The 22,161-nt window shown below is 64.1% G+C and carries 18 protein-coding genes; 14 read left to right on the plus strand and 4 right to left on the minus strand.

The genetic code is table 11. The features are described 5' to 3' along the window. Positions 1-202: 202 nt before the first annotated feature. The 5 genes from Q0H23_RS02850 to Q0H23_RS02870 all read left to right on the plus strand — a co-directional run bounded on the left by Q0H23_RS02850 (position 203) and on the right by Q0H23_RS02870 (position 6,511). Positions 203-1,171, plus strand: a complete 969-nt coding sequence (locus Q0H23_RS02850; protein WP_293835480.1) for a serpin family protein — start codon at positions 203-205, stop codon at positions 1,169-1,171. Then, positions 1,078-1,326, plus strand: a complete 249-nt coding sequence (locus Q0H23_RS02855; RefSeq protein WP_293835483.1) for a serpin family protein — start codon at positions 1,078-1,080, stop codon at positions 1,324-1,326. Before Q0H23_RS02850 ends, Q0H23_RS02855 begins: the two co-directional genes overlap by 94 nt. A 27-nt stretch (positions 1,327-1,353) precedes the next feature. After that, positions 1,354-2,403 carry a hypothetical protein gene (locus tag Q0H23_RS02860; protein WP_293835485.1) on the plus strand — a complete coding sequence of 350 codons (1,050 nt, stop codon included), beginning with the start codon at positions 1,354-1,356 and terminating at the stop codon, positions 2,401-2,403. A 207-nt stretch (positions 2,404-2,610) separates the two neighbouring features. Beyond that, entirely contained in the window at positions 2,611-5,871 is a 3,261-nt protein-coding gene (locus Q0H23_RS02865) for an SNF2-related protein (protein ID WP_293835487.1), read from the plus strand. Between the two features lie 91 nt (positions 5,872-5,962). After that, complete coding sequence (locus Q0H23_RS02870; protein WP_293835489.1) at positions 5,963-6,511, plus strand: hypothetical protein; 549 nt, start codon at positions 5,963-5,965, stop codon at positions 6,509-6,511. Positions 6,512-6,670: 159 nt separating this feature from the next. On the opposite strand, the gene Q0H23_RS02875 is transcribed toward Q0H23_RS02870, so the two are convergent. Next, a complete protein-coding gene (locus tag Q0H23_RS02875; protein ID WP_293835491.1) occupies positions 6,671-6,952 on the minus strand; it encodes a hypothetical protein in 282 nt (93 codons plus the stop codon). Positions 6,953-7,410: 458 nt separating this feature from the next. Here Q0H23_RS02875 and Q0H23_RS02880 point away from each other — a divergent pair, with 458 nt between their 5' ends. The 7 genes from Q0H23_RS02880 to Q0H23_RS02910 all read left to right on the plus strand — a co-directional run bounded on the left by Q0H23_RS02880 (position 7,411) and on the right by Q0H23_RS02910 (position 15,463). Then, a complete protein-coding gene (locus Q0H23_RS02880) occupies positions 7,411-8,532 on the plus strand; it encodes a hypothetical protein (RefSeq protein ID WP_293835493.1) in 1,122 nt (373 codons plus the stop codon). A 128-nt stretch (positions 8,533-8,660) separates the two neighbouring features. Beyond that, positions 8,661-9,701: a hypothetical protein gene (locus Q0H23_RS02885; RefSeq protein WP_293835495.1), complete on the plus strand. Its 1,041-nt coding sequence runs from the start codon at positions 8,661-8,663 to the stop codon at positions 9,699-9,701. 218 nt (positions 9,702-9,919) lie between these two features. Next, positions 9,920-10,489: a hypothetical protein gene (locus Q0H23_RS02890; RefSeq protein ID WP_293835497.1), complete on the plus strand. Its 570-nt coding sequence runs from the start codon at positions 9,920-9,922 to the stop codon at positions 10,487-10,489. An 84-nt stretch (positions 10,490-10,573) separates the two neighbouring features. Next, positions 10,574-11,047, plus strand: coding sequence for a hypothetical protein (locus tag Q0H23_RS02895; protein WP_293835500.1), 474 nt, complete (start codon positions 10,574-10,576; stop codon positions 11,045-11,047). A gap of 1 nt (position 11,048) precedes the next feature. Further along, on the plus strand, positions 11,049-12,197 hold the full coding sequence (locus Q0H23_RS02900) for an AAA family ATPase (RefSeq protein WP_293835503.1): 1,149 nt from the start codon (positions 11,049-11,051) through the stop codon (positions 12,195-12,197). A gap of 134 nt (positions 12,198-12,331) precedes the next feature. Next, positions 12,332-14,440, plus strand: coding sequence for a hypothetical protein (locus Q0H23_RS02905; RefSeq protein WP_293835505.1), 2,109 nt, complete (start codon positions 12,332-12,334; stop codon positions 14,438-14,440). Between the two features lie 54 nt (positions 14,441-14,494). Further along, a complete protein-coding gene (locus Q0H23_RS02910; RefSeq protein ID WP_293835507.1) occupies positions 14,495-15,463 on the plus strand; it encodes a glycosyltransferase family 2 protein in 969 nt (322 codons plus the stop codon). Positions 15,464-15,640: 177 nt separating this feature from the next. On the opposite strand, the gene Q0H23_RS02915 is transcribed toward Q0H23_RS02910, so the two are convergent. From Q0H23_RS02915 to Q0H23_RS02925, 3 genes are all read right to left on the minus strand, one after another. After that, on the minus strand, positions 15,641-16,048 hold the full coding sequence (locus Q0H23_RS02915; protein ID WP_293835510.1) for a GtrA family protein: 408 nt from the start codon (positions 16,046-16,048) through the stop codon (positions 15,641-15,643). 565 nt (positions 16,049-16,613) lie between these two features. Beyond that, entirely contained in the window at positions 16,614-18,338 is a 1,725-nt protein-coding gene (locus tag Q0H23_RS02920) for a phospho-sugar mutase (protein ID WP_293835512.1), read from the minus strand. A 258-nt stretch (positions 18,339-18,596) separates the two neighbouring features. Beyond that, positions 18,597-19,493, minus strand: coding sequence for an SIS domain-containing protein (locus Q0H23_RS02925; protein WP_293835515.1), 897 nt, complete (start codon positions 19,491-19,493; stop codon positions 18,597-18,599). Positions 19,494-19,845: 352 nt separating this feature from the next. Here Q0H23_RS02925 and Q0H23_RS02930 point away from each other — a divergent pair, with 352 nt between their 5' ends. Together Q0H23_RS02930 and fucO are read left to right on the plus strand one after the other, a co-directional pair. Continuing rightward, the gene (locus Q0H23_RS02930; RefSeq protein WP_293835519.1) at positions 19,846-20,586 is read left to right on the plus strand and encodes an SDR family oxidoreductase; all 741 of its coding nucleotides are present in this window, start codon (positions 19,846-19,848) and stop codon (positions 20,584-20,586) included. Between the two features lie 243 nt (positions 20,587-20,829). Then, on the plus strand, positions 20,830-21,999 hold the full coding sequence (fucO, locus tag Q0H23_RS02935) for a lactaldehyde reductase (protein ID WP_293835521.1): 1,170 nt from the start codon (positions 20,830-20,832) through the stop codon (positions 21,997-21,999). Positions 22,000-22,161: the final 162 nt, after the last annotated feature.

Below are 22,161 nucleotides of genomic sequence, written 5' to 3' on the forward strand. Positions count from 1 at the left end.
AAGGCGATGGCGACCACAAATCGTTGCCCACCTGTTCAAGCTCTACGCAGAGAAGACGGGAGCAGAACGATAGAAACAGAAGGCACGAGTCGTACCCTCACTTCTCCAAAGCAACCCCACTAAACACCAGCTCAGACGTACTGTAATTAGTGTCCAGAAGGTCTGTGACAATGGTTCCATCGACAAGAGATGGGAGCTGAGCATGACCAACACGTCAAGCATGGCAAGCCAGCAGTCATGGAGGGTCGCGCGGGCCCTGGGGCAGGAACTCATTAGCCAGAACGCCAACGCTGTCTGGTCTCCCGCCTGCGTCGCGAGCCTTCTCGCGGTCGCGTGGGAAGGTGCCTCCGGCACCACGAGGCGCGAGCTTGACGCGCTGCTCGGCGCTGACAGCTGTCTCGGCACCGGCAACTTCCTGGAGAAGGATGATCCGTTCGAGCTCAAACCCCTTGGCAGTTGGGGATACAAGGACTATGCCGCAAGCATGGCAGTCGCCGCGTGGACCTCTAACGCAGCGAACCCCTCGGATGCCTTCCTCCGTAGATGCGCTGATTGCGACGTCCACGTCTCGATCGCAGACCTGGGTAATCCGCAGGCAGGGCGCGAGATAAGCGGCTGGATCTCGGAGCAGACACGCGGCCTCTTATCCCCCAGCGTCGACCTCTCGCCGCAAGCGCTCGCCTGCCTCGTAAGCGCGCTCTACTTAAAGGACGCCTGGGAAGATCCGTTCTATGAAGACGAGACCGAGACGGGCGCATTCCACGCGCCGGACGGCGACACCCAGGTTGCATACATGAACGGAATCTGCTCCAGCAAGGTGATCGAGAAGAACGGTTTCACCGCGTTCGAGCTCAGGCTCAGCCAGGGCGCCTCCATGCTCTTCGCCCTCCCAAACGGCGACTCCAGCAGGTTTGAAGACGCGCTTCCCTTCCTTGAGCAGCTCTCTCGAGGGGAAGGCAACCAGGAGGACATCGACCTCAGCATTCCGCGATTCGAATGCGAGACAACCGTTTCAAGCCTGGATTCGCTCCTGACGGCCGCGGGCGTTAGCACCGCACATGCGATGGAGCTCGTCCCATGGTTGGCGAGGCGGCTGCCTCCACCCAAATCGTCCATGGCGCGAAGCTCTCCCTCGACGAGCAGGGAATTGAGGCGGGCGCCTACACGATGATGATCGCGCTCGCGGGAGCGGCCCCGTTTGACCTCCCCGAACCGCGCAGGATCATCCTCGACAGGCCCTTCTACGTTGCCCTCGTATCCCGCAACGGCACTCCCCTCTTCATCGGCAACGTCACCATGCCGGCAGAGATCACCCACAGCTACTAGCACAAGATAGGCCTGAAAGGCGACACCATGAATGAGCGCACCTTCGATCAAGTAATGGCGGAAATCGCAATGGGGCTCGAGCGCGACGCCGAGCATGACATCCCCTACCTCACGAGCAAGGCAGAAGAGTACCGAGAGCACCCTCAGAGCAGGGAAATCCTTCGCGCGATCGGCAGGATGGTCTTCGATGCCCTGCCTGATGACAAGAAGGATGAGTTCCAGAAGCTCGTCGACAACCATGCGGACGGAACAGAATCAGTCCTCAAGGAGGTCGTCTTCTGCCTGAAGACCGGCGAGCCAGAGAAGGCCCTCCGTCTTATCGAGCCCCTCGTTCAGAGCTTTGACGAAATGATTACCGCAGGGTGCTACCGCGACGACAAGGAGAGCGTCTATTTCGACTTCACCTCGCCCATCGAGGAGATCGTCTGGAGGGTGCACACTGACGAGTCGCGGATCGTACGCGTCTGTCCGGAGCCCTTCAGCCACGTCTACGCTCTCTACAGCGCCTGCCTCTATGAGACCGGCCAGCATGAGGCCGCCATCGCCGCCGAGGAAAAGGCCATCAGGTGGAATCCCTCGGACGCAAATCTTCGCTTCGAGGTTGGCGAGAACTACAAGAAGCTCGGGGACATGAAAGCCCTGGACGAGGCCCTCGACGCGGCCCATCCGTACGTTCGCGACGCTGCCGGCATGGCCAAGTTCCACAGGGAAAAGGCCTTCTACCTCGTCGAGACGGGCAACTACGAGCTTGCCGCCGCGTACCTGGTCTTCAGCACGGTATTCGAGAACAGCAACCTCGTTGGCAGCGAACTCATGTACCTCAAGAGGGAGTGCGGCGCGGACTTCACGGACATGACCGTAGACGAGGCGGCGACAATCCTCGAGAGATCCGAAGAGGCCTATCTCCCTGACGAGGGCACGCTCGCCGCGTTGTCATCGATCATCGGCATCGCCCTTAAGCACGATGACGCGCAGACGGCAACGCGGGCAGCCATAGACCTCTACGAGCTCACCGGCGACGAGGACGTGAAGCAGCTCGCCATGCAGCTCATGGGAGATGGCGAAGGCGAGCAGTGACAGGCGCGGGCGCTATGGGCTGGCTCGGCGGGCACAGTAGCGAAGGCGCGGACGTCATGGGCGGGCTCGGCGGGCAGCGGCTCGGCCATCCATGCCCGCGCCTCGGCTCTCGGCGGCGCGCGGCCGTTCAACGAATAGACCCGCCACCTCGGCGGGCGTGTAGGAGAATGAATGGTCCGCAATTAATGTCTTGAGATAGGGCTTTTGATGGCTAGAGGATTCACCAACAGCGAAGCAAGAGACTTGATCGAGCGCTCCAACGCCCTGCTGGAGGAGTTCAACGCTGCCGCTCAGCTGTCAGAAACGCGTCACGCGGAACTTGCCCAAGTCGTGCGGGAGACACGCAGCAGGAAGGTCGATGCCCGTTTTTCGGATGTCGTGATTCGACAAGCGGGAGAGAACACCTTCGAAGTACTCGACATCAACCCCTTGGGGGCCATTACCCTCGACCAGCTGAACGGCATCGAAAACCCTTCCCTCGTACAAATTACTGACGGGCTTGAGACGCACACCCTCGCGGAGTGTCAGCAGCGAGCGTTCGAGGGAACGCGCATCAACCTCGACGGCCGCCATGACGCCGCTGCAAACGCGGTGCTCCATGCCGCCTTTGTCTCCGCAAATTCTCATGAGCCCGCAGTGATCTGCAAGCACGCTGCAGATGCCTACGGACCGCATGTTCAGGCCCTCGTCGAGAAGGTCGAGGCGGGCAGCGGCACGTTCAAGAGGCTGTTCGCTTCCCGCGACAAGAAGGACGAGGCAGAGAGGTCCTACCTCGAGCTAAAAGCCCTGATAGACCAGCGTCTCGACCCCGCCGCATCAACCGCCCTCGACACGCTCAACTCGCTTCCCAACATCTCGCAAGACGCCGCGTGGGCGTGGTTCTCCTCGAACCGGGAAGACGCGCTTCGCGAGGTCGGCACGGTCTCCCCGTCAGTGGTCGGGACTGACGACTGGCAGTTCCTCTCCTCAGATGCGAAGAAGCTTTCGGGCGAGGTCTCAGACTACGGAGCGCGGCTCTCGGAGAAGTCTGATGCCAGCCCGGCCTCCCTGGAGAGCCAGATTCGCAGGGCCGTCAGCAAGAGCTTCGCGGGAGACGTGCTCAGCACCCTCAAGACCGTCCCCATCGAGGAGCTCGCCCGCACCGGGCGTGGCATTCGAGTCAAGTCGCTCAGGGACGCGGGCTTCGAGACCATCGCGGACGTCTACACTGCAACAAAGACCGAGCTAGAGAGCGTACATGGCATCTCCTACTCCGGCGCTTGTGACATCAAGAAGGCGGCGACGGAGTTTGCGGGCGAGGTTGAGAAGGGCCTCAAACTCCGTCTCTCGGCAGACAACAAGACGCCCGAGGCGACCCGCATCCTCTGCGCCGCCTCCGCGCTTAAAGAGTGGGGGGAGCTCTCCCGTGAGTGTGGCACCCTCCTAAGCATGGCCACCGAGAAGACCAGCGCGCCACTCGCCGAGCTCAGCGTCGCGAGGAAGCCGATGGCCTGGCTCTTCTCCACCTCGGAGGAGCGCGAGAAGGCAACGGGCGCGTATAACAGCCTCAACGCCTTCCTCGTGAGCGAAACCGCCCTGAAGGCCAACGCCACGCTCAAGCGTATGTACAAGCTCGAGCAAAACACCGTGCCCGCCGACCAGGCCTGGGCGGAGTTCACCGCAAACCCCGTCGCGATCATCAACGTCCTGGAAGACGTCGTACCGGAGGCCCTTGGCAACGACGACACGCTCTTCGGCCTCCCCGAGGAACTCGCCCGCGAGATCCAAGACGAGGCCTTCTTCCCGGACGGTCTCCTCTGCACCCTGCGCCGCTACCAGGAGTGGGGCGTGAAGTACATCCTCCACCAGGGCAAGACCCTACTCGGCGACGAGATGGGCCTGGGAAAGACCGTCCAGGCCATCGCGGCGATGGTATCGCTCAAGAACGTTGGAGAGGCGAAGTTCCTTGTGGTTTGCCCCGCGAGCGTGCTCGAGAACTGGTGCAGGGAGGTCAAGAAGCACAGCAAGCTCCGCGTGACGAAGGTGCACGGACGCAACTGCCGCACGGCCTTCGAAGACTGGACCAGGACCGGCGGCGTCGCCGTCACCACCTACGAGACCACCGGAAAGCTGAAACTCGCCGAAGGCTCCACCTATGGCCTCGCCGTGGTCGACGAGGCGCACTACATTAAGAACCCCGAGGCAGCGCGCTCGAAGAACACCCTGAGGCTCCTCAGGAACGCCAACAGGGTCCTCCTCATGACGGGCACCGCGCTCGAGAACAAGGTCGACGAGATGCTGACCTTAATCGGCTATCTTCGCCCGGACATCGCGAGGCGCGCCAGACCCCTCGCCTTCATGTCGGGCGCCCAGCGTTTCAGGGACGAGGTCGCCCCCGTCTACTACCGCCGCAAGAGGGAGGACGTGCTCACGGAGCTCCCGGAGCTCATCGAGAGCGAGGAGTGGTGCACTCTCGGCGAGGTCGAGAAGGAAGCATACGAGCGCGCCGTCCTCAGGAGGTCAATCATGGCGTCGCGCCAGGTCTCGTGGAACGTCGCCAACCTCGAGGAGGACTCCTCCAAGGCGAAGAGACTGCTCGAGATCATCGACAGCGCCGCGGACGACAGCAGGAAGGTCCTCGTCTTCACATTCTTCCTCAACACCGCCTACGGCATCGCAAACCTACTGGGCGACAAGTGCGTCGGCATGATCAACGGCTCCATCCCTCCCGCGAGAAGGCAGGAGATCGTCGAGGAGTTTGACGCCGCGGAGCCCGGATCGGTGCTGGTGGCGCAGATCCAGTCGGGCGGAACCGGCATGAACATCCAGTGCGCGAGCGTCGTCGTCTTCTGCGAGCCGCAGTACAAACCCTCGATCGAGAACCAGGCGGTCTCGCGTGCGTATCGCATGGGCCAGACGCGCAGCGTCCTTGCCTTCCGTCTGCTGTGCGAGAACACGGTCGACGAGCGCATCCTCCAGATCATCCGTGACAAGCAGAAGATCTTCGACGCCTTCGCGGACAAGTCCTCCGCGGCAGCCGCTGCCGCGGAGCAGGACATCGCCGTGGACGACAAGGGTATGGGCAAGATCATCGAGGAGGAGATCGAGCGCATCAAGGCGGAGAACCCCGAGCTCGCAGCCCAGGTCGAGCGCGAGATGGCAGAGGCTCGCGAGTCGGGACTCGACATCGATGACGAGGGCGTGGCTCGTGCCAGCACCCGCGCGGAAGGCGTCGCGCATGTGCCCGCCGCAAGGCCCAGGCGCGTGACGGGCACGACGCGCCAGGCGAGCACGAGGCCCGCATCGCGCCCGAAGCCCTCGGTAGATACGTTATCCGCGGCGAGCGTCGGCGTCCGCGCGGATAGCGCGGTTCGGCCGGCCGCGGTCAAGATGACGCCGCGGTTCTGTCCCAACTGCGGCAACGCGTTCTCCCCAGGCACCAAGTTCTGCTGTTACTGCGGTGCCAAGCTACCCAGCGCCACGCTGTAAGAAATGCGGTGCCTAGGCCGCAGGCCCTGTGCCAGGCACCACGTCGCAAGCGCCACATCGTTAGCGTCACATCGTCATTTGGAGGAAACCGATGAAACTCACAGACGAAGAGCTCGACGAACTTCTCGCAAGCAGAGACCTCGAGCTCGCCCAGCCTCACAACCCGCGCTGCAGCTACCGCAAGGGCGACTGGCTCCTCACGCGCTGCAAGCGCTGCGGCGTCGTGGCTCACTACCGTCTCAGCTACATCATCGAGAAGGGCGAGGTCGGAGAACCCGTCTGCCGCGCCTGCTACTGGCCGGGCTGGTACGACGACTGCCATGACCTCCAGGCAAAGATCATCCAGAAGCATCTCGACGAGGGCTACGAGCTCGACTTCCTTCTCGACTCCGGCTTCGCCTCCCCCAGACATAGCCTCGATTGGGCGGCCGCCGACAAGCTCGCGAGCGAGCACGGCTACAAGCTCGTTGGCCTCATCCACGGCACCCGCGAGGGCGACGACCTCATGGTCGTCCGCTGCAACGCCTGCGGCCGTCAGGCGGTCGAACGCCCCGGCGACGTCGTGTTTGGCTGCACTTGTAAGGGCAAAGGCCTGGGAGACCGCAGCCCCTATCCGGCCGACAAGGCACTCGGAGCATAGCAGGAGGCCGCCTCGCCCCGCGTGAGGGCAGACGGCCTTCTGCCATCGAAGCCAGGCGGGCGGAGCCGGCACCCGACAACGACAATCTGAGAGCTTCGTCGAGAAGCCTCGCCGGGACCACGGGGCTGGCACGCAGACAATGCCCCGGAGCCCTCGACCCTAGAACGGGCTCGTCCAGTCATGGTTGGAGTTGTCGGGGTCTCCCGCCTCGCGGCTCCAGTCGCGAGCGTCGCCGCTCATGTAGTCATCCATGGAGCCATAGCCGTAGTGGGAGTGACCGTTGTCCCAGTTGCCGTCCTCGGCGTCGTAGTGGCTCATGCGACCGTTGTCGTAGACCTCGGTATAGCTCGTGTAGTCGGAGTCGTTCTCGTGGCCCTCGTAGGAGTTGCCGTTCTCGTCGCTCGCGTCGACATCGTAAGAGGCCCATCCCCAGCACATCATGGCAGTTCCTTTCGTCGCATCCTTACGTTTCGCCAAATCCGGCAAAACCTTGGGCGAGCGGGCTTGTCCCCGCTCGTTGTCACACATTCAACCGCGGGGGCATCGCCGCCTCGAGGGGTCGCTCGGGGCAGCGGCGGGGATTGTTTAGGGTTTGATGGAAGCGGCACCCGGATCCGCCCAAAGCGGCAGGGAGGCATCGCCGGCCACCGATTGCGATGGTGCGGGCACCGCGTTCACCACCTCACGCAATCCCAGGTAGATAGCGCTACTCAGCTCTCTGGGCGGCACTCCGTCACCCTTGACACGCGTGTTACATTTGACTCTAGAGACCACTCGCGGCCAAAGCCGCCCAAGGCACAGCGCGATGGCTCTCGTGCGGGAAATCGCGGCGGCTAAGTGCCGGCCGCTGGCTCAAAACCACGCCCTCGCTATCGCGGCGGCAGACGTCAGGAGGGCGCATGGCAGGCACGGCCTATTCGGCAGACATCCTTCTCAAGCTCCTCGCCATCGCTGCCGCGGGCACTCCATACAACAACGACGCGATGCTGCGCCACCTCTTCGAGAACAAGGGCCGACCCCTGCTCGACGCCTACGGAGATCCCGTCCGCAGCAAGGATGATTCCGTCAATCTCGACCGCAACACCGAGCGTGACTATATGTGCCTCGTCGTCAACGAGGACCCCTTCAAATACGTGAAGCGCACGAAGACCCAGTACCTGCCGCGCACGAAAACGCCCCGTCTGAGCTATGACGACGTCCTCGCCGAGCAAGACGCCTGGTTCAACGAGAACGCCTACGCGACCGCTTTTCAGACGGTGCTGGGCAGCTTTGCCGATCAACGCAACCGCGCGAGCCGCCTCGACAAGATCGCCGCCACGCTGGCGGAGCGCGGCATCGCACGCGACGACATCGACGAAGCCATCCGCCGCTGCAAGAACGCTGACGAGAAGACTGCAGGCCTGACGACGCTCGCCCTGGGCAGGCTCCTCTTCGCGCGCGCAGAGCGCAAGCCCTCCGAGGAGCTGGAGCCGCAGGCGAAGGGCGCCCCCACAGCGAGCCCTATCAAAAACGCAGACGCCAACGCGCCGGCAGGTGCCGATGCCACGCCGTCAGATGCGCCCTCGCTTCGCACGTTGCTTGCCCTGCTTGCGGGCGGTCCCTCCTCCCCTCTCGGCGTCCGCGCCTGGAGCGAGACGGAGGCGCTCGACGCCCTCTTCCCGGCAGCGCTGATCAAGGCGCTGCCCGCCGATGAGGATGGCCGCGAGCGCGTGCTCTCCGGAGCCCTCTCGCCCATCGAGCGCCAGGCGGCACGCAACGCACTCACGGCATCGAATGGCCTCGCCCTCGGCCGATGGCGCGAGCAGCTCGCGACGCTTCCGGGGATTGATCCCGACGCGACGTGGGCTATGATCGCAGGTCTTAAGTCATCAACGAATGGCGAGCTCAAACGAGCTATTTTTGCCATCTCGCGCGCATCGACAGACGACGCTCCGCTCGCGCTCGTGCTTCTGCTCGCCCTCGCGCTTCTCGGCACGGCATCGTTCGAGGGTCTCCCGAAGATCGCCCAGACCAACCTCTAGCAAGCGGGCGCTTTGCTCCGCAGGCCTCACGCCCGCACGATCACGCGCCCGCACGACCCGCGCCACAGACGCAACCCGCACCGCAAGTTCACGGCTACGCTCCTCCCACCCGCGAAGAAGGGAACCACATGCTCGAAGAAGACAAGATGTCCTACGACGAGACCGACGCTGACGGCCAGAACGCCGCCGATCAGGACTGCGAGCCCGAGGAAGAAGACGGCAGCTGGTACGGAGGGCTCCCCATCGTGTCGACCACGGAGGCGCTCGCCCTCGTCGAGGGGGCAAGCTCCGGCGGGCTGAGGCGCTCCATCGCCGATCTCGTCCTCAACTTCGACGACATCTCGATTGACAGCGTCAGCCTCCACAACCTCACGAACGTCTTCCTCACGAGCCATGACTTCGAGTACGCCCTTAACCTCGCGAAGCTCGGCCTTGACCGTTTCCCGAGGTCCGTCACCCATCTGGCGGACGCCGTCCAGGCCTGCGCCAGACTCGGCCACGTCGAGGAGGGTATGGCGTTCGTCAACCAGGCGCTCGAGATTCGCATGGATCGCTGGGACTGGTACCTCGTCGTTTGGGTTGCGTCCTTCTTCAAGTACGCGCTCGACTCCCTCCCCGACGACGAGTGCGAGGCGCTCGTCTCGAAGGCCGTCGACATCCTCAACTCCTACGAGGCATGCCACGCCTTCGACGAACGCGTGCGCAACCAGAAGGCGGAGGTCCTCGCTGCCGCCAACCACATGGCCGAGGCGGCCGAGGAGCTCGAGGACGCGATCTTCTCGCCCCAGCGCACGCCCATCGACAAGAGCATGACCCTCATGCCCGCCTCCCAGTGCTGCATGACCTACCTGCAGCTATTTGGCTCTACGGTTGCCGCGAGGAAGATCGGCGACGTTGCCAGGCGCGGATACGCCAGCCTCGCGCAGAACCATCAGAGCGCAAGCGCCAGCGCGTTTCTCCTCTACGAGGCCTTCGCGCTCGACTCCGAGATATCGAACCAGCGCGAATACGCCGACGGCTTTGGCAACGAGACCAAGGTGACACAGCTGCTCGACGCCTATGAGATCGCCTACCGACAGGCTGACGACGAGGAGACGCGCGAGCTCATTCGCCAGCGTTTCGACGTCGCCTGCAGCAGGGCGCATCTGAAGAATCGCACGCTCGAGTAACGCGACAAACCGAATCCCCAATCAATCCCTGAAGCGGCCCCCGGCATACCCCCGGGGGCCGCTGTCGTCTCGGTCATTGTGTTTGTCAGCAAGCGGGCAGCCGGCCCAGCAGGACGGAGGCCCATCCAAGCGGGCAGCCAGCCCAGCGGGCTGACAAGCCCATCCAACCGGGCAGCCAGCCCAACAGATGGCCGCCCACCCGAGAGAAGGGACAACACATGGACTTCGGCAAGATCGACGAGCTCTTTGGCACCAGCAACGACAACGACGAGCGTCCGGCATCCAACCCTGGCATCAGCCCCACGGAAGACCCCGTGGCCTGGATTCGCAACGTCCTCTCTGAGAACGAGGAGTTCACCTTCTACCCGGTAGGAGAGAACCGTTGGGCCGCCCACGAGAACCACCTCGGCAAGCCCGTGACCACGACCGTCTCCCTCGTGGACGGTATGGTCGAGGTCGAGGCGAGCGTGCCCATCGGCGTCAACGAGGAGAACGTCGCCGCTCTTCGCGTCTTCCAGATGCTCCGCCAGGCAAACTACAAGATTCGCGGCTTCAGGCGCGCCATGCCCGGCGAGCCCTTCGCCTCCGTCATCCATCACGCCGTCACTGACAACCTCGACCTGGATCGCCTCATCACCGTCACGAACCACACCCTGTGCTCGTCCCTGCGCGACGCCCTCGACATCCGCAACGGCGAGAAGAGCGTCCACGACGTCTGGCTCGAGAACACGAAGCGCCGCATGAAGTTCGCCTTCATGTCGGAGCTCTTCTCCGGCGAAAGCGACTAGCCAGTCGCGAGATCGTTCGCGAGACCTGCCACGACGCCACGAGCTCGGCGCAACACCCACAAGCATCCAAACGAAAGGACCACCATGCTCTGCGAGAACCCCAACTTCGACCGCCTCGGCTTCGCCTTCAATTCCAGCGACTATGCCTTCGTCCCCTACGACGGCGACAGCATGGGCACCCTGATCGAGATCGATGGCGAGACCTATCCCGTCACCGTCAACGCCTATGACGACGGCGACAAGAAGGGCCAGCTCCACGTAGTCATGAACCTCCCACAGGTAGTTCCCGGCACCAGCGCCATCGACCTGCTCTTCGCCGTGCAGGAGATGCCAGAGAACTTCGACTTCTCCGCCGATCCGGTCGACGGCGAGACCCTCCTCACCAGCGCTCTCGAATACGACAGCGCCGAAGAGCTCAAGTCCGTCATAGAGCGCCACATCGCGGCCGCGCGCCGCCTCCTCCCCGTCATCAACCAGTACGTCGCCGTGGCGGCCGAGCGCGGCGAGAACGTCAACAACCCCTACAGCATCGACAACCTCATGGAAAAGGAGGACTAGCATGGCGGCCTACTACGGCGGCAGGCTCAACTTCACGGAGGAGCAGTTCGAGGCAGTCCTCGACGCCCTCAACCTGCTCGCCTCGAAGAACTGCCCGCTCGTGGTGGGCCACGCGAAGGTGGAGGGCGGACAGGCCGCCCTCCCGCTCGCCTTCAAGTGCCAGGGCAAGAAGAAGGGCCTCGTCCTTGGCAGCGATTGCCCCACCATCGAGGAGGTGGAGGAGGTCTTCAAGGGCGCCACGCTCGAGGCGCGCCCCATTAACCCCAACGTCAAGGACAAGGCATCCCTCGAGATCGCGCGCGAGCTCGAGCTTGCAAAGGAATGCCGTGCCATCTCGATGTCAGAGATTACGCCGGAAAACGAGGCGTTCTCCAAGCCCTTCTCGCGCCTTGCGGGCATGGACAGCCAAGTCCACCGCGTCGTCGAGCGCATGTGCGCCGCCAAGGCATACGGCCGCGACGCCATCTGCCTCCACACGATGCTGCTCGGCAACCCCGGATCCGGCAAGACCACCTTCGCCCGCGAGCTGCACGAGTTCGGCCGTGCCGAGAAGGTGCTCGACGGCGAGTTCGTCGAGGCGCGCGCCGACGATCTCGTGGCCCGCTACGTGGGCCACACGGCCAACCTCGTCCGCGCGGCATGGCAGCGCGCTCGCGGCGGCACGCTCTTCATCGACGAGGCCTACAAGCTGGCAGACACTGCCGAGTTTGGCCTTGAGGCCATCAACGCCCTGGTAGAGCTCATGGAGGCGGGGCGAGGCGATGTCATGGTGGTGGCAGCGGGATACCCCACCCAGATGTCTCGCTTCCTCGATATCAACCCCGGCCTCACCTCGCGCTTCTCCCTTCGTCTCGACTTCGATGACTACGACGCCGAGGCCCTCGGGCACATACTCGTCGACGTCTTCGCCCGTCAGCGCGGCGTGCAGGTCGCGCCGGATGCGCTGCCGCGCCTCGCCGGCGCCTGCCGCGCCCTCACCCGCTCAGACGACTACGCCAACGCTCGCAGCGCCAGGACTCTGTTCGAGCGCTGGCTCATCAAGCAGGCGACCCTCGGCGCGGGAGACACGCTCACCGACGCGGCGCTCGAGGCGGCCCTCGCCGAGGACGCCTTGGCAAACCCGATCAAGCGCCCGATGGGTTTTGCGTAGCCGGGATGGCGAGACGGGGCGCGGGACCCATCCCAAGCGGTCCACGTAGCGGCAATGGCTATCATTAAGGTTTGTTTGTCGCCGTTCCGCCGATTGGACCTCACTTGGAGTTCAGCCCCTCTCACGCAGCCCGCATGAGCCACTCCCCCGCCCGCTGCATGCCCGCCTCGAGACGCGCCACCGTCGCCGTGTTCGACGCCTGCTTCGCGTTCGCCGCATGCGCCCTCGTCTGGCTCGCGCTCGCAACCCCCGCGCTCGCCTATGTCGACCCGAGTGTCATGACCTACACCATCCAGGCGCTCGCCGGCGTCGCCGTCGCACTCTCCGCCGTTCTCGGCGTGGTGTGGCGTCGCGCCCGCCGCGCGCTGCTGCGCGCCCTCCACGTCGACGAGAACACGGGCAAGTGCGTCGAGGCCGAGGCGCACGCCTGCTCGGACCAGGCATCCCTCGTCTCCGCTGACGAACGCGCCCGCGCCATGCTCTCCGCACGCGTCGAGCACCCCGCGCCCACCCTCTCCTGGCGCGCTCGCCTCATGCTCGCGCTCATCGTTTCGCTCTCGCTTACGTACTGCCTCTTCTTCGTGTCGCCCCTCGAGGTGGTCATCCCCGGCTTCCAGTCTCTCTCGTTCACCCTGGCCAACGTCTGGCTGCCGCTCATCGCGCTCGTGGCGCTGACGGGCACGGCGCTTGCGCTCGCCACCTCGCTTACCCGCGGCCGCGCATTCGACGTCGTCCTCACCATCGTCGCAGCCATCTGCCTCTGTGCCCTGCTCCAGGAACTCGTGCTCAATAAGTCGCTTCCCACGGCTGACGGCTCGCCCGTCGACTGGGCCTCCTATCACCGCAGGACAACGATCTCGAGCATCGCCTGGATCGTCATTCTCGCGGCGGCGGCGCTCCTCGCCTGGAAGCGACCCCTCGCAAGCCGCGTCACCGCCGTGACGTGCTGCCTCGTCATCGTCATCACCCAGAGCGTCGCCCTCTGCGCCCTCGGCTTCCAGAACGCCGAGGCCTTAACTCGCCCAACGGTGACCAAGGAGGGCCTCACCACCGTCTCGACCAAGAGCAACGTCGTGGTGTTCGTCCTCGACATGTTCGACACCAAGGACATGGACGACGTCATGGAGCAGTACCCGGACGCCGCGGATGACCTCGGTGGATTCACCTGGTACCGCAACTCCCTCGGTTCCGTCACCCCCACGCGCTATGGCGTTCCCTTCATCGTCACCGGCCATGACTTCGACCCCTCGCTGGACGAGTTCACCACGGCGGACCTCGAGTCCTGGTTCTCGGACCGCAATCTCCTCGACGTCGCAGCCGAGCAGGGCTATTCCGTGGGCGTCTACTCGGACTCCGTGTCCTACGGCGCGAACGCCCTCGCGAGCAAGACGATGAACGTGCACACCGTCGAGCCCTACATCGCCAACTTCCTGAGCTGCGCCAAGGCCCTTGGCGGATGCGGCCTCTACCGCGATCTCCCCTACGCTCTGAAGCCGTTCCTCTGGTTCACGACGGACCAGCTCAACGAGGCCATCGCACCCTCTGACACCGAATCCGCAGATAAGACGCCCTACGTCTTCGATGACAAGGGCATGCACGCGCTCCTCTCCGAGCCCTGCCTCACCGCCACCGACGACTCCGCCGGCGGCGCTTACCGCGTCATTCACTGCCAGGGCACCCACTGGCCCTACACCATGGACGAGAACGGCAACACCGTCACGACCACGCAGGACCACGCGTCCATGATCGCGCAGGGTCGCGGCTCGCTCGACATCGTCGAGGAGTACATCGAGCAGCTCAAGGAGCTCGGCGTGTATGACCAGACCACCATCGTCATCACTGCGGACCACGGCGTCTGGCCCTGGGGACACGAAGAGCTCACGAAGACCACCTCGCCGATCCTACTCGTGAAGCCCGCCGGCGCGGACGCCTCGCAGCCGCTCGCCATCAGCGAGGTCCCCACCGGTCACGTCGACCTGCCGGCCACGCTCGAGTGGGCCGTGGGTGCCTGGGACGAAACCGACACGGACGGTGCCTGCGGAAACTCATCTGTCCTCGCGGGCAGCACGCCCGTCTTCATGGTCTCCGACGACCCGCGCCCCCGCTACTTCTTCTGGAACAACCACGACGGCAAACATGACCTGAGCTTCCTCGAGTACGAGGTTGACGGCGACGCCAATGACTTCTCTGACTGGAGACTTACCGGCCGCAGATGGAACATTGACGTCGACGGGTACAATTAGCCGTCGGACGCACGAACCCCGCGCCCACAACAACACGCAACCAATGGAGCACCCATGCGCAAGCCGCCTGTCCTAGCCATCGTCATCCCCTGCTACAACGAGGAGGAGGTCCTGCCGATCACGAGCGGCCTGTTCAAGGCCGAGCTCGAGGACCTCGTCGCCAAGGGCAAGGTCGACCCGGCGAGCCACGTCCTGCTCGTCAACGACGGCTCGAGGGACCGCACCTGGGAGCTCATCGAGGGCCTTGCGGCCTCGGACCCGGCGTTCCGCGGCTGCTCGCTCTCCCGCAACCGCGGCCACCAGAACGCCCTGCTCGGCGGCCTCATGGAGGCGCGCGGCCGCTGCGACGCCACCATCTCGATCGACTGCGACGGCCAGGACGACATCGCGACGATGGAGGCCATGGTCGACGCCTACCTCGACGGCTGCGACGTCGTCTACGGCGTGCGCTCGAGCCGCGAGACGGACACGTTCTTCAAGCGCTTCACCGCGCAGTCCTTCTACCGCCTGCTCTCCTCGATGGGCGTGGAGTGCGTCTACAACCACGCCGACTACCGCCTCCTGGGCGCCCGCGCCCTCGACGCGCTCGCCGAGTTCCGCGAGGTCAACCTGTTCCTGCGCGGCATGGTGCCGCTCGTGGGCTTCAGGAGCACGAGCGTCTACTACGAGCGCCACGAGCGCATGGCGGGCGAGTCGCACTACCCGCTCTCCAAGATGCTGGCGCTCGCCGTCAACGGCATCACGAGCCTGTCGGTCAAGCCGATCCGCCTGATCACGTGGACGGGCCTCGCCGTGGCGCTCGCGAGCCTGGTGGCCATCGTGTGGGTGCTCGTCGCCCACGCCGCCGGCGCGACCGTCGCCGGCTGGGCCTCCACCACCGCCGCGGTGTGCTTCATGGGCGGCGTCCAGATGCTGTCGCTCGGCGTGATCGGCGAGTACGTCGGCAAGATCTACCTCGAGAGCAAGCACAGGCCCCGCTACGTCATCTCCGAGCGCACCTGGGAGAAGGGCGAGGAGGAGTAGGGCGGACGCCGGGCCACTCAGCAGCCGCCACGCCAGGTATCACTCGCCAAGCAATCCAATAGCAGCCACGACACACAAAAGCGCGCCCGCCGAACTCAGCTCTCCCATGAGAGACATGTTCGGCGGGCGCGTTGTTTCTTGCGCTTTACGCTCGGCCAAGACCGGCTCAGGCAGCCCCTACTCCGCGGAGTCGCCGGCGTCGAGCCACTTCTTGCGCGAGACGAAGTTCCAGACCATGACGATCGCCGTCGCGACGAGCTTGGTGACGGTAACCATCAGCGCGGAGTTACCCAGCACGTTCACGCCGATCACCATGATGACCTCGTTGATGACAAGGCCAATCGCGGAGAGGATCACGAAGATCGTGAACTCGCGGCGACGGCTGATGTCGTCGCGGCGTGTGAAGACATAGTGCATGCTCGCCGCGTAGTTGAACACCACGGACACGACGAACGAGATGCTCGCCGAAATGACCGGATCCATGCCGATGACCTGGGAGAGCAGCATGAGCACGCCGTAATCGATGAGGAACGCGATGGCTCCCACCACGCCGAACTTAAGGAACTGCTCGATAAGACCCTTCATGCCACACTCCCAAATATGCGCATCACTCGGTTTTTCATCCAAGAGGATAGACCCGTAGCTTGCCGGTTCACATAATCTGGAGAAAAGCACCTGGTCTTTGCACCCAGCGCCCGCCATTCTGGGTATCCGAGGCTCTCGCCAGTACGCGAATCCGAGTGCCCAAGGCTCCCGACGGCATTCCATTCTGGGCGTCCGAGGCTCTCGATTGGCAAATCTCGCTTCAAATAGCTCTCTTTCGGCCTCTCAAACCGGTCATTTTATTTAGGGATAGCGACTGTGAGCAGCCAATTGGCCTTCGTCCGAGTAGACCCCGCCTTCGGATTTGCAAAACCACAGGTCAGCAATGTGCGTAATAGGGGGACTACTTCGGCGAGATTGGTTTGGCTGCTCACTGTCGCTATCCCCTATTTCTAGGCAGCAATTGAAGCGCTAACGGGAGCATTCGAGCCGCCAATACCTGACCTCAAGCGCCCAAACAACGAAAAGGCGCGGGACGCCATGTTGACGTCCCGCACCTTCTTGACAGTTAGCTCAATGAGCGAACGAAAGGCAGCGTCTGCGCAGGCTAGGCCAGGAGCTGCGTCTTCGCGACCTCGGCGAGCTTGTCGTTAAGCGCCTGCGACTCCTCGCGCGTAGCACCGTTGCTGAACAGGTAGGCCTTAATCTTCGGCTCGGTGCCAGACGGGCGAACGATAACCTTGACGCCCTCGCCCAGCTGGAACTCGAGCACGTTGCTCTTGGGAAGCAGCTGCTTGGGGCAGCTACCATCGCCACCGGCAACAGCCATCTCGACGTCGGCCTTGTAGTCAACGAAGCCCTCGACGGGCATGCCGGCAATCTCGGCGGGCGGGTTCTCGCGCAGACCGCTCATGATGGCGGCCATCTTATCCGCACCTGCGGCACCCGGGAAGCTCACGTTCACGACGCCGTTCAGGTAGTAGCCATACTCCTGGTAGAGGGCCTCCATGGCCTCGTACAGGTCCATACCGCGCTCGGCGTACCAAGCGGCCATCTCGCAGGTGAGCATGCTCGCCACGATGGCGTCCTTGTCGCGAGCGTGAAGGCCAACGAGGTAGCCATAGCTCTCCTCGAAGCCCATGAGGAAGCGCTCGGGCTCGCCGGCCTCGACGAGCTGGTCCATCTGGCCGCCGATGTTCTTGAAGCCGGTCAGCACGCGACGGACCTCGAAGCCATAGTGCTTGGCCAAGGCGTCCGGCATGGCGGTGGAGACGATCGTGGTGACGACGACCTTGCGGCTCACGTCCTCGCCCGCCTCGGCCTTCATGCGTGCGAGCCAGTCGATGAGAAGGATGCCCATCTCGTTGCCCGTGAGCAGCTTGTAGTCGCCGTCGTGCGGCACGGCGACGCCCATGCGGTCCGCGTCGGGGTCAGTCGCGAGCATGAGGTCAGGGTGGACCTTATCGCAGAGCTCAAGACCCTTCTCGAGCGCTTCGCGGAACTCGGGGTTGGGATAGGGGCAGGTCGGGAAGTTGCCATCCGGCTCGGCCTGCTCGGGAACCACAGTGACGTTGGTGATGCCAACGCGCGCGAGGATCTTGTTCATGCACTCGATGCCCGTGCCGTTGAGCGGCGTGTAGACAACGGAGAAGTCCGGATTGGGCTTGGCGCCGATGGACTGGGACGCGACGGCGTCGATGAAGCGGTCGAGGACCTCGTCCGGAGTCCACTCCACGAGGCCCTTGGCCACGGCCTCGTCGAAGTCCATGTGCTTCACGCCGGTGAAGATGTCGGTCTCGTTGATGGTGTTCTGGATCTCGTCAGCAGCCTCGTTCGCGATCTGGCAACCATCCTCGCCGTAGACCTTGTAACCGTTGTACGGCGCCGGGTTGTGGCTGGCGGTAACGCAGATGCCCGCGGAGCACTTGAGGTCGCGCGTGGCGAAGGAGAGCGTCGGCACCGGCTCGATGCGCGGATAGACGTAGGACTTGATGCCGTTGGCGGCGAGAACGCCGGCGGCGGCCTTCACGAAGTCCTCGCCCTTGTTGCGGGAATCGCGCGCGATGGCGACGGTGGGGTTCTCATAGTGGGCGTTGAGGTACGTGGCGAGGCCCTGGCTGGCCTGCGACACCGTGTAGACGTTCATGCGGTTCGTGCCAACGCCCAGCGTGCCGCGCAGGCCCGCGGTGCCAAAGGCGAGGCTCCGATAGAACGCATCCGAGAGCTTCTCGGGATCGGGATCTGCCATGAGTTCGTCGAGCTCGGCCGCGAGATCAGGCTCGGTGACGTTGTCCTTCCAAAGCTGCGCGGTGACAGCGATCTTGTCGTCCATTGCGTGCTCCCCCTTTTTCTCGGCACACGACAGCGAAACTGTCGGGCGCTCGTTACTCATATGTTCAAGTGTATCCCGGCGAACTCCGCACAACCACACCTGTCGGCGGATGGGCGAAAAAGAGACCCGTAGCGCCGCCCTAGCGCCACGGGTCTCTCGTCTTACGTTCTTCGACTGCGCCGTGCCGTCACGAAGCGAACGCCGGCCCTCACGCGGAGCCGCGTCTTACGCAACCGGGCACGAAAGCCAAATGTCGAGCTACTTGCCCTCGCGGATGGAAGCGCCGAGGGATCCGCCCGGGTGCCACTTCACATACTGCTTCGGGTCGAGGCCGAAGTCCTCCTGGAGCAGGATGGACAGGCTCTGGAGCATGAGGATCTCGACGATGATGGAGGCACGGGGCGGCTTGTTCATCGGGTCGCCCTCCTCCTTCACGCCGGCGATGAGGGTGACGTCGCCCTCCTTGGCCAGCCAGCTGTCGGGGTTGCCGGTGAGGGAGATGATCTTCACGCCGTTGCCCTTGAGGCAGGTGACGGTGGCCTTGAGCTCGGAGGTGTTGCCCGAGTTGGAGATGGCGATGACGACGTCGCCCGGCATGACCTGGCCAGCGGAGCCATGGACGCACTCGGTGCCGTGAAGCTCGTAGGTGGGGGTGCCAGTGGAGGAGAAGAGCGAGGCGGCATAGCCGGAGACGTGGCCGGGCTTGCCGATGCCGGTGACATGCAGACGGCCACCCTTGGCCTCGGCATCCTGGATCAGGCGCTTGGCAGCGGTGATGGAGTCGTAGTCAATGCTGTCAATGAAGGCCTTGACCTGCTCCTGCATGATGCCCAGGAAGACATCGACACGGGCCTTGTCGTCGGCAGCGGAAGGCATGCCGTCATAGGCGTTGATGAACTCACCCATCTTCTGACCAATCTCCTCTTCGTTGGTGATATCAAAGATGCTCACGATGTGCGGGAACTTGCCCTCGATCTCCGAGGCGAGGTCGCTCATCGTAACGATGACGTCACCGTCGAAGCCGACGAGATCGTCGAGCTTACCGTGGTTGACCTCAATCTTGTAGCCGCGCTTGGCACAGATCTGCTCGATCTTGGTCTGGAGCAGCATGCTGGAGCCAACGCCAGCACGGCAGACAACCAATGCCTTGACCATGCGAAACACCTCTCTGTCGCGTCCGTTGTCGTTGCGAAAGCGGTCATACCCGCTTACTTAACAACTTAACTAACGAGCATATGATACTCGCACTTCTCGTTTTCAAGACAGATGGGAAACGGATTTTTCACAATTGCGAAGCGCGTGCGGGCGAGCCCCGGCGCGCTGAGCACAGACGGGTCCGGGCTCAGCGACGAGGTGAGCTCAGACGGGACCGTCGCAGTGACGCGACGGGCACAGACGGGTCCGGGCTCAGCGAGTTCCGCCTCGGCGCCGTGACGAGGACCAGACAGTTGTATCTTGGGCGGTAGCACGCGCGACAGCACGCAGGACTCAAGCGAAAGGGGATCGTATGAGGACGAGCATCGAGGGCGAGAGGGCGCTGGTCACGGGGGCGGGCACGGGCATTGGCGCCGCGATTGCCAAGAGGCTGGCGGCGCTCGGCTGCATCGTCACGGTCGTGGGCCGCACCGAGGCGCGCTTGGTCGAGACGGCGAAGGCCTGCGACGAGGCCGCGGCTGAGGCAGGCTTCGACACCCACGCCGTCGTCCGCGCCTGCGACCTCAAGGACGAGGCCTCCATCCTCGCCCTCGTCGAAGCGCTCAAGGAACAGGGTGGTCTCGACATCCTCGTGAACAACGCGGCCATCGTCCAGGCAGGCCCGCTCGAGGGCGTCGCCACGGACGAGTTTGACGCCGTCATGGCGACGAACGTCCGCGCGCCGTTCATCCTCATGCGCGAAACGCTCCCGCTCCTCCGCGCCTCGAAGGCGGCGGAGATCGTGAACATCTGCTCGGTCGTCGCCCATGAGGGCTACCCCAACCAGAGTGCCTACGTCGCCAGCAAGCACGCGCTGTACGGCCTCTCCAAGTCCTTCGCGAACGAGGTGTACGACGACGGTGTCCGCGTCCACGTCATCGCGCCTGGCGGAGTCCTCACGGACATGGTCGCCATCACGCGCCCGGACCTCGTCGGCACGCCGATGATCGTGCCGGACGACATGGCGGACGCGGTCGAGTACCTGCTCTGCCACCGCACGGACGCCGTCTGCGACGAGATCCGCCTCCATCGCGTCACGAAGGCACCGTTTTAGGCGATCGGACGCGGTAGCCAGCGCCGCTCGCCGCGCTTCTCGCACAAGACGGCCACGGCCGCACGAGACGAGTGTTCGTCAATACGAACGATGTTCCATTTTTCTACCGCTCACCCAATTGATGCGCTAAAAGCGCTTGACGCTGGGTATCCTTTTTGCTTGAAAAGCACGGCATACGGCCGGGCGCGCTGATCCGCGGCAAGGGGGCTTGCTCCGGATCACCAACACCCTAGGAGGGTAAATATGGCAGTCAATCGCTTCGTCCTCAACAACATCTCCTATCACGGCGCCGGCGCCATCAAGGAGATTCCCGGCGAGATTCAGCGTCGCGGCTACAAGAAGGCCTTCGTTTGCTCCGACCCCGACCTCGTGAAGTTCGGCGTCACCGCCAAGGTCACCGACGAGCTCGATGCCGCCGGCATCCCCTGGACCCTCTACAGCGAGATCAAGCCCAACCCCACCATCCAGAACGTCAAGAACGGCGTCGAGGCCTTCAAGGCTTCCGGTGCTGACATGATGATCGCCATCGGCGGCGGCTCCTCCATGGACACCTGCAAGGGCATCGGCATCATCGTCGAGAACCCCGAGTTCGCCGACGTCGTCTCCCTCGAGGGCGTCGCTGACACCAAGAAGCACGCCACCTTCACCATCGCCGTTCCCACCACCGCCGGCACCGCTGCCGAGGTCACAATCAACTACGTCATCACTGACCCGGAGAAGGTCCGCAAGTTCGTCTGCGTCGACGTCAACGACATCCCCGACGTCGCCGTCGTCGACCCTGAGATGATGGCCACCATGCCCGCCGGCCTCACCGCCGCCACCGGCATGGACGCCCTCACCCACGCCATCGAGGGCTACACCACCAAGGGTGCCTGGGAGCTCTCCGACATGTTCCACTTCAAGGCCATCCAGCTCATCTCCCAGAACCTCCGCGACGCCGTCGCCGAGGCCAAGAGCGGCAAGCCCGGCAGCGGCCGCGAGGGCATGGCCCTTGGCCAGTACGTCGCCGGCATGGGCTTCTCCAACGTGGGCCTGGGCATCGACCACTCCATGGCGCACACCCTCTCCGCTCACTATGACACCCCGCACGGCGTCGCCTGCGCCATGCTCCTCCCGATCGCGATGGAGTTCAACAAGCCCGTCGTGACCAAGCGCCTGGCCGAGGTCGCCGTCGCCATGGGCGTCGACACCACGGGCATGAGCGATGACGAGGCCGCCGACGCCGCCATCGCCGCCGTCAAGCAGCTCTCCGCCGACGTCAACATCCCGCACGTCTGCGAGGCTATGAAGGCCGACGAGATCGACCAGCTCGCCACCGACGCCATGGCCGACGCCTGCTTCCCGGGCAACCCGCGTGAGGCCAACCACGACGACGTCGTCGCCCTCTTCAAGAAGATCTGCCCGAGCGCCTAGTGGCCACTCGCAGATTCTGAGCACACTTGGGCTCGTCGCCATCCGGCGGCGGGCCCTTTTCTTGTAGCGAGGCAACGCCTGCGCGACAGGTCACGTGCCCGCCAATAGGAGGTCGGCACCCGAGCGGCGAGCCAACCGTCCGCCAACGTGAGGCCGACGCCC

This window comes from uncultured Parolsenella sp., from assembly GCF_934660935.1.
In the GTDB taxonomy this organism is placed as follows: Bacteria; Actinomycetota; Coriobacteriia; order Coriobacteriales; family Atopobiaceae; genus Parolsenella.

Bases quoted from the DNA above. Each gene is read 5' to 3' on its own strand.
- Q0H23_RS02850 (WP_293835480.1), top strand. From the start codon at position 203: ATGACCAACACGTCAAGCATGGCAAGCCAGCAGTCATGGAGGGTCGCG.
- Q0H23_RS02855 (WP_293835483.1), top strand. From the start codon at position 1,078: ATGGTTGGCGAGGCGGCTGCCTCCACCCAAATCGTCCATGGCGCGAAG.
- Q0H23_RS02860 (WP_293835485.1), top strand. From the start codon at position 1,354: ATGAATGAGCGCACCTTCGATCAAGTAATGGCGGAAATCGCAATGGGG.
- Q0H23_RS02865 (WP_293835487.1), top strand. From the start codon at position 2,611: ATGGCTAGAGGATTCACCAACAGCGAAGCAAGAGACTTGATCGAGCGC.
- Q0H23_RS02870 (WP_293835489.1), top strand. From the start codon at position 5,963: ATGAAACTCACAGACGAAGAGCTCGACGAACTTCTCGCAAGCAGAGAC.
- Q0H23_RS02875 (WP_293835491.1), bottom strand. From the start codon at position 6,952: ATGATGTGCTGGGGATGGGCCTCTTACGATGTCGACGCGAGCGACGAG.
- Q0H23_RS02880 (WP_293835493.1), top strand. From the start codon at position 7,411: ATGGCAGGCACGGCCTATTCGGCAGACATCCTTCTCAAGCTCCTCGCC.
- Q0H23_RS02885 (WP_293835495.1), top strand. From the start codon at position 8,661: ATGCTCGAAGAAGACAAGATGTCCTACGACGAGACCGACGCTGACGGC.
- Q0H23_RS02890 (WP_293835497.1), top strand. From the start codon at position 9,920: ATGGACTTCGGCAAGATCGACGAGCTCTTTGGCACCAGCAACGACAAC.
- Q0H23_RS02895 (WP_293835500.1), top strand. From the start codon at position 10,574: ATGCTCTGCGAGAACCCCAACTTCGACCGCCTCGGCTTCGCCTTCAAT.
- Q0H23_RS02900 (WP_293835503.1), top strand. From the start codon at position 11,049: ATGGCGGCCTACTACGGCGGCAGGCTCAACTTCACGGAGGAGCAGTTC.
- Q0H23_RS02905 (WP_293835505.1), top strand. From the start codon at position 12,332: ATGAGCCACTCCCCCGCCCGCTGCATGCCCGCCTCGAGACGCGCCACC.
- Q0H23_RS02910 (WP_293835507.1), top strand. From the start codon at position 14,495: ATGCGCAAGCCGCCTGTCCTAGCCATCGTCATCCCCTGCTACAACGAG.
- Q0H23_RS02915 (WP_293835510.1), bottom strand. From the start codon at position 16,048: ATGAAGGGTCTTATCGAGCAGTTCCTTAAGTTCGGCGTGGTGGGAGCC.
- Q0H23_RS02920 (WP_293835512.1), bottom strand. From the start codon at position 18,338: ATGGACGACAAGATCGCTGTCACCGCGCAGCTTTGGAAGGACAACGTC.
- Q0H23_RS02925 (WP_293835515.1), bottom strand. From the start codon at position 19,493: ATGGTCAAGGCATTGGTTGTCTGCCGTGCTGGCGTTGGCTCCAGCATG.
- Q0H23_RS02930 (WP_293835519.1), top strand. From the start codon at position 19,846: ATGAGGACGAGCATCGAGGGCGAGAGGGCGCTGGTCACGGGGGCGGGC.
- fucO (WP_293835521.1), top strand. From the start codon at position 20,830: ATGGCAGTCAATCGCTTCGTCCTCAACAACATCTCCTATCACGGCGCC.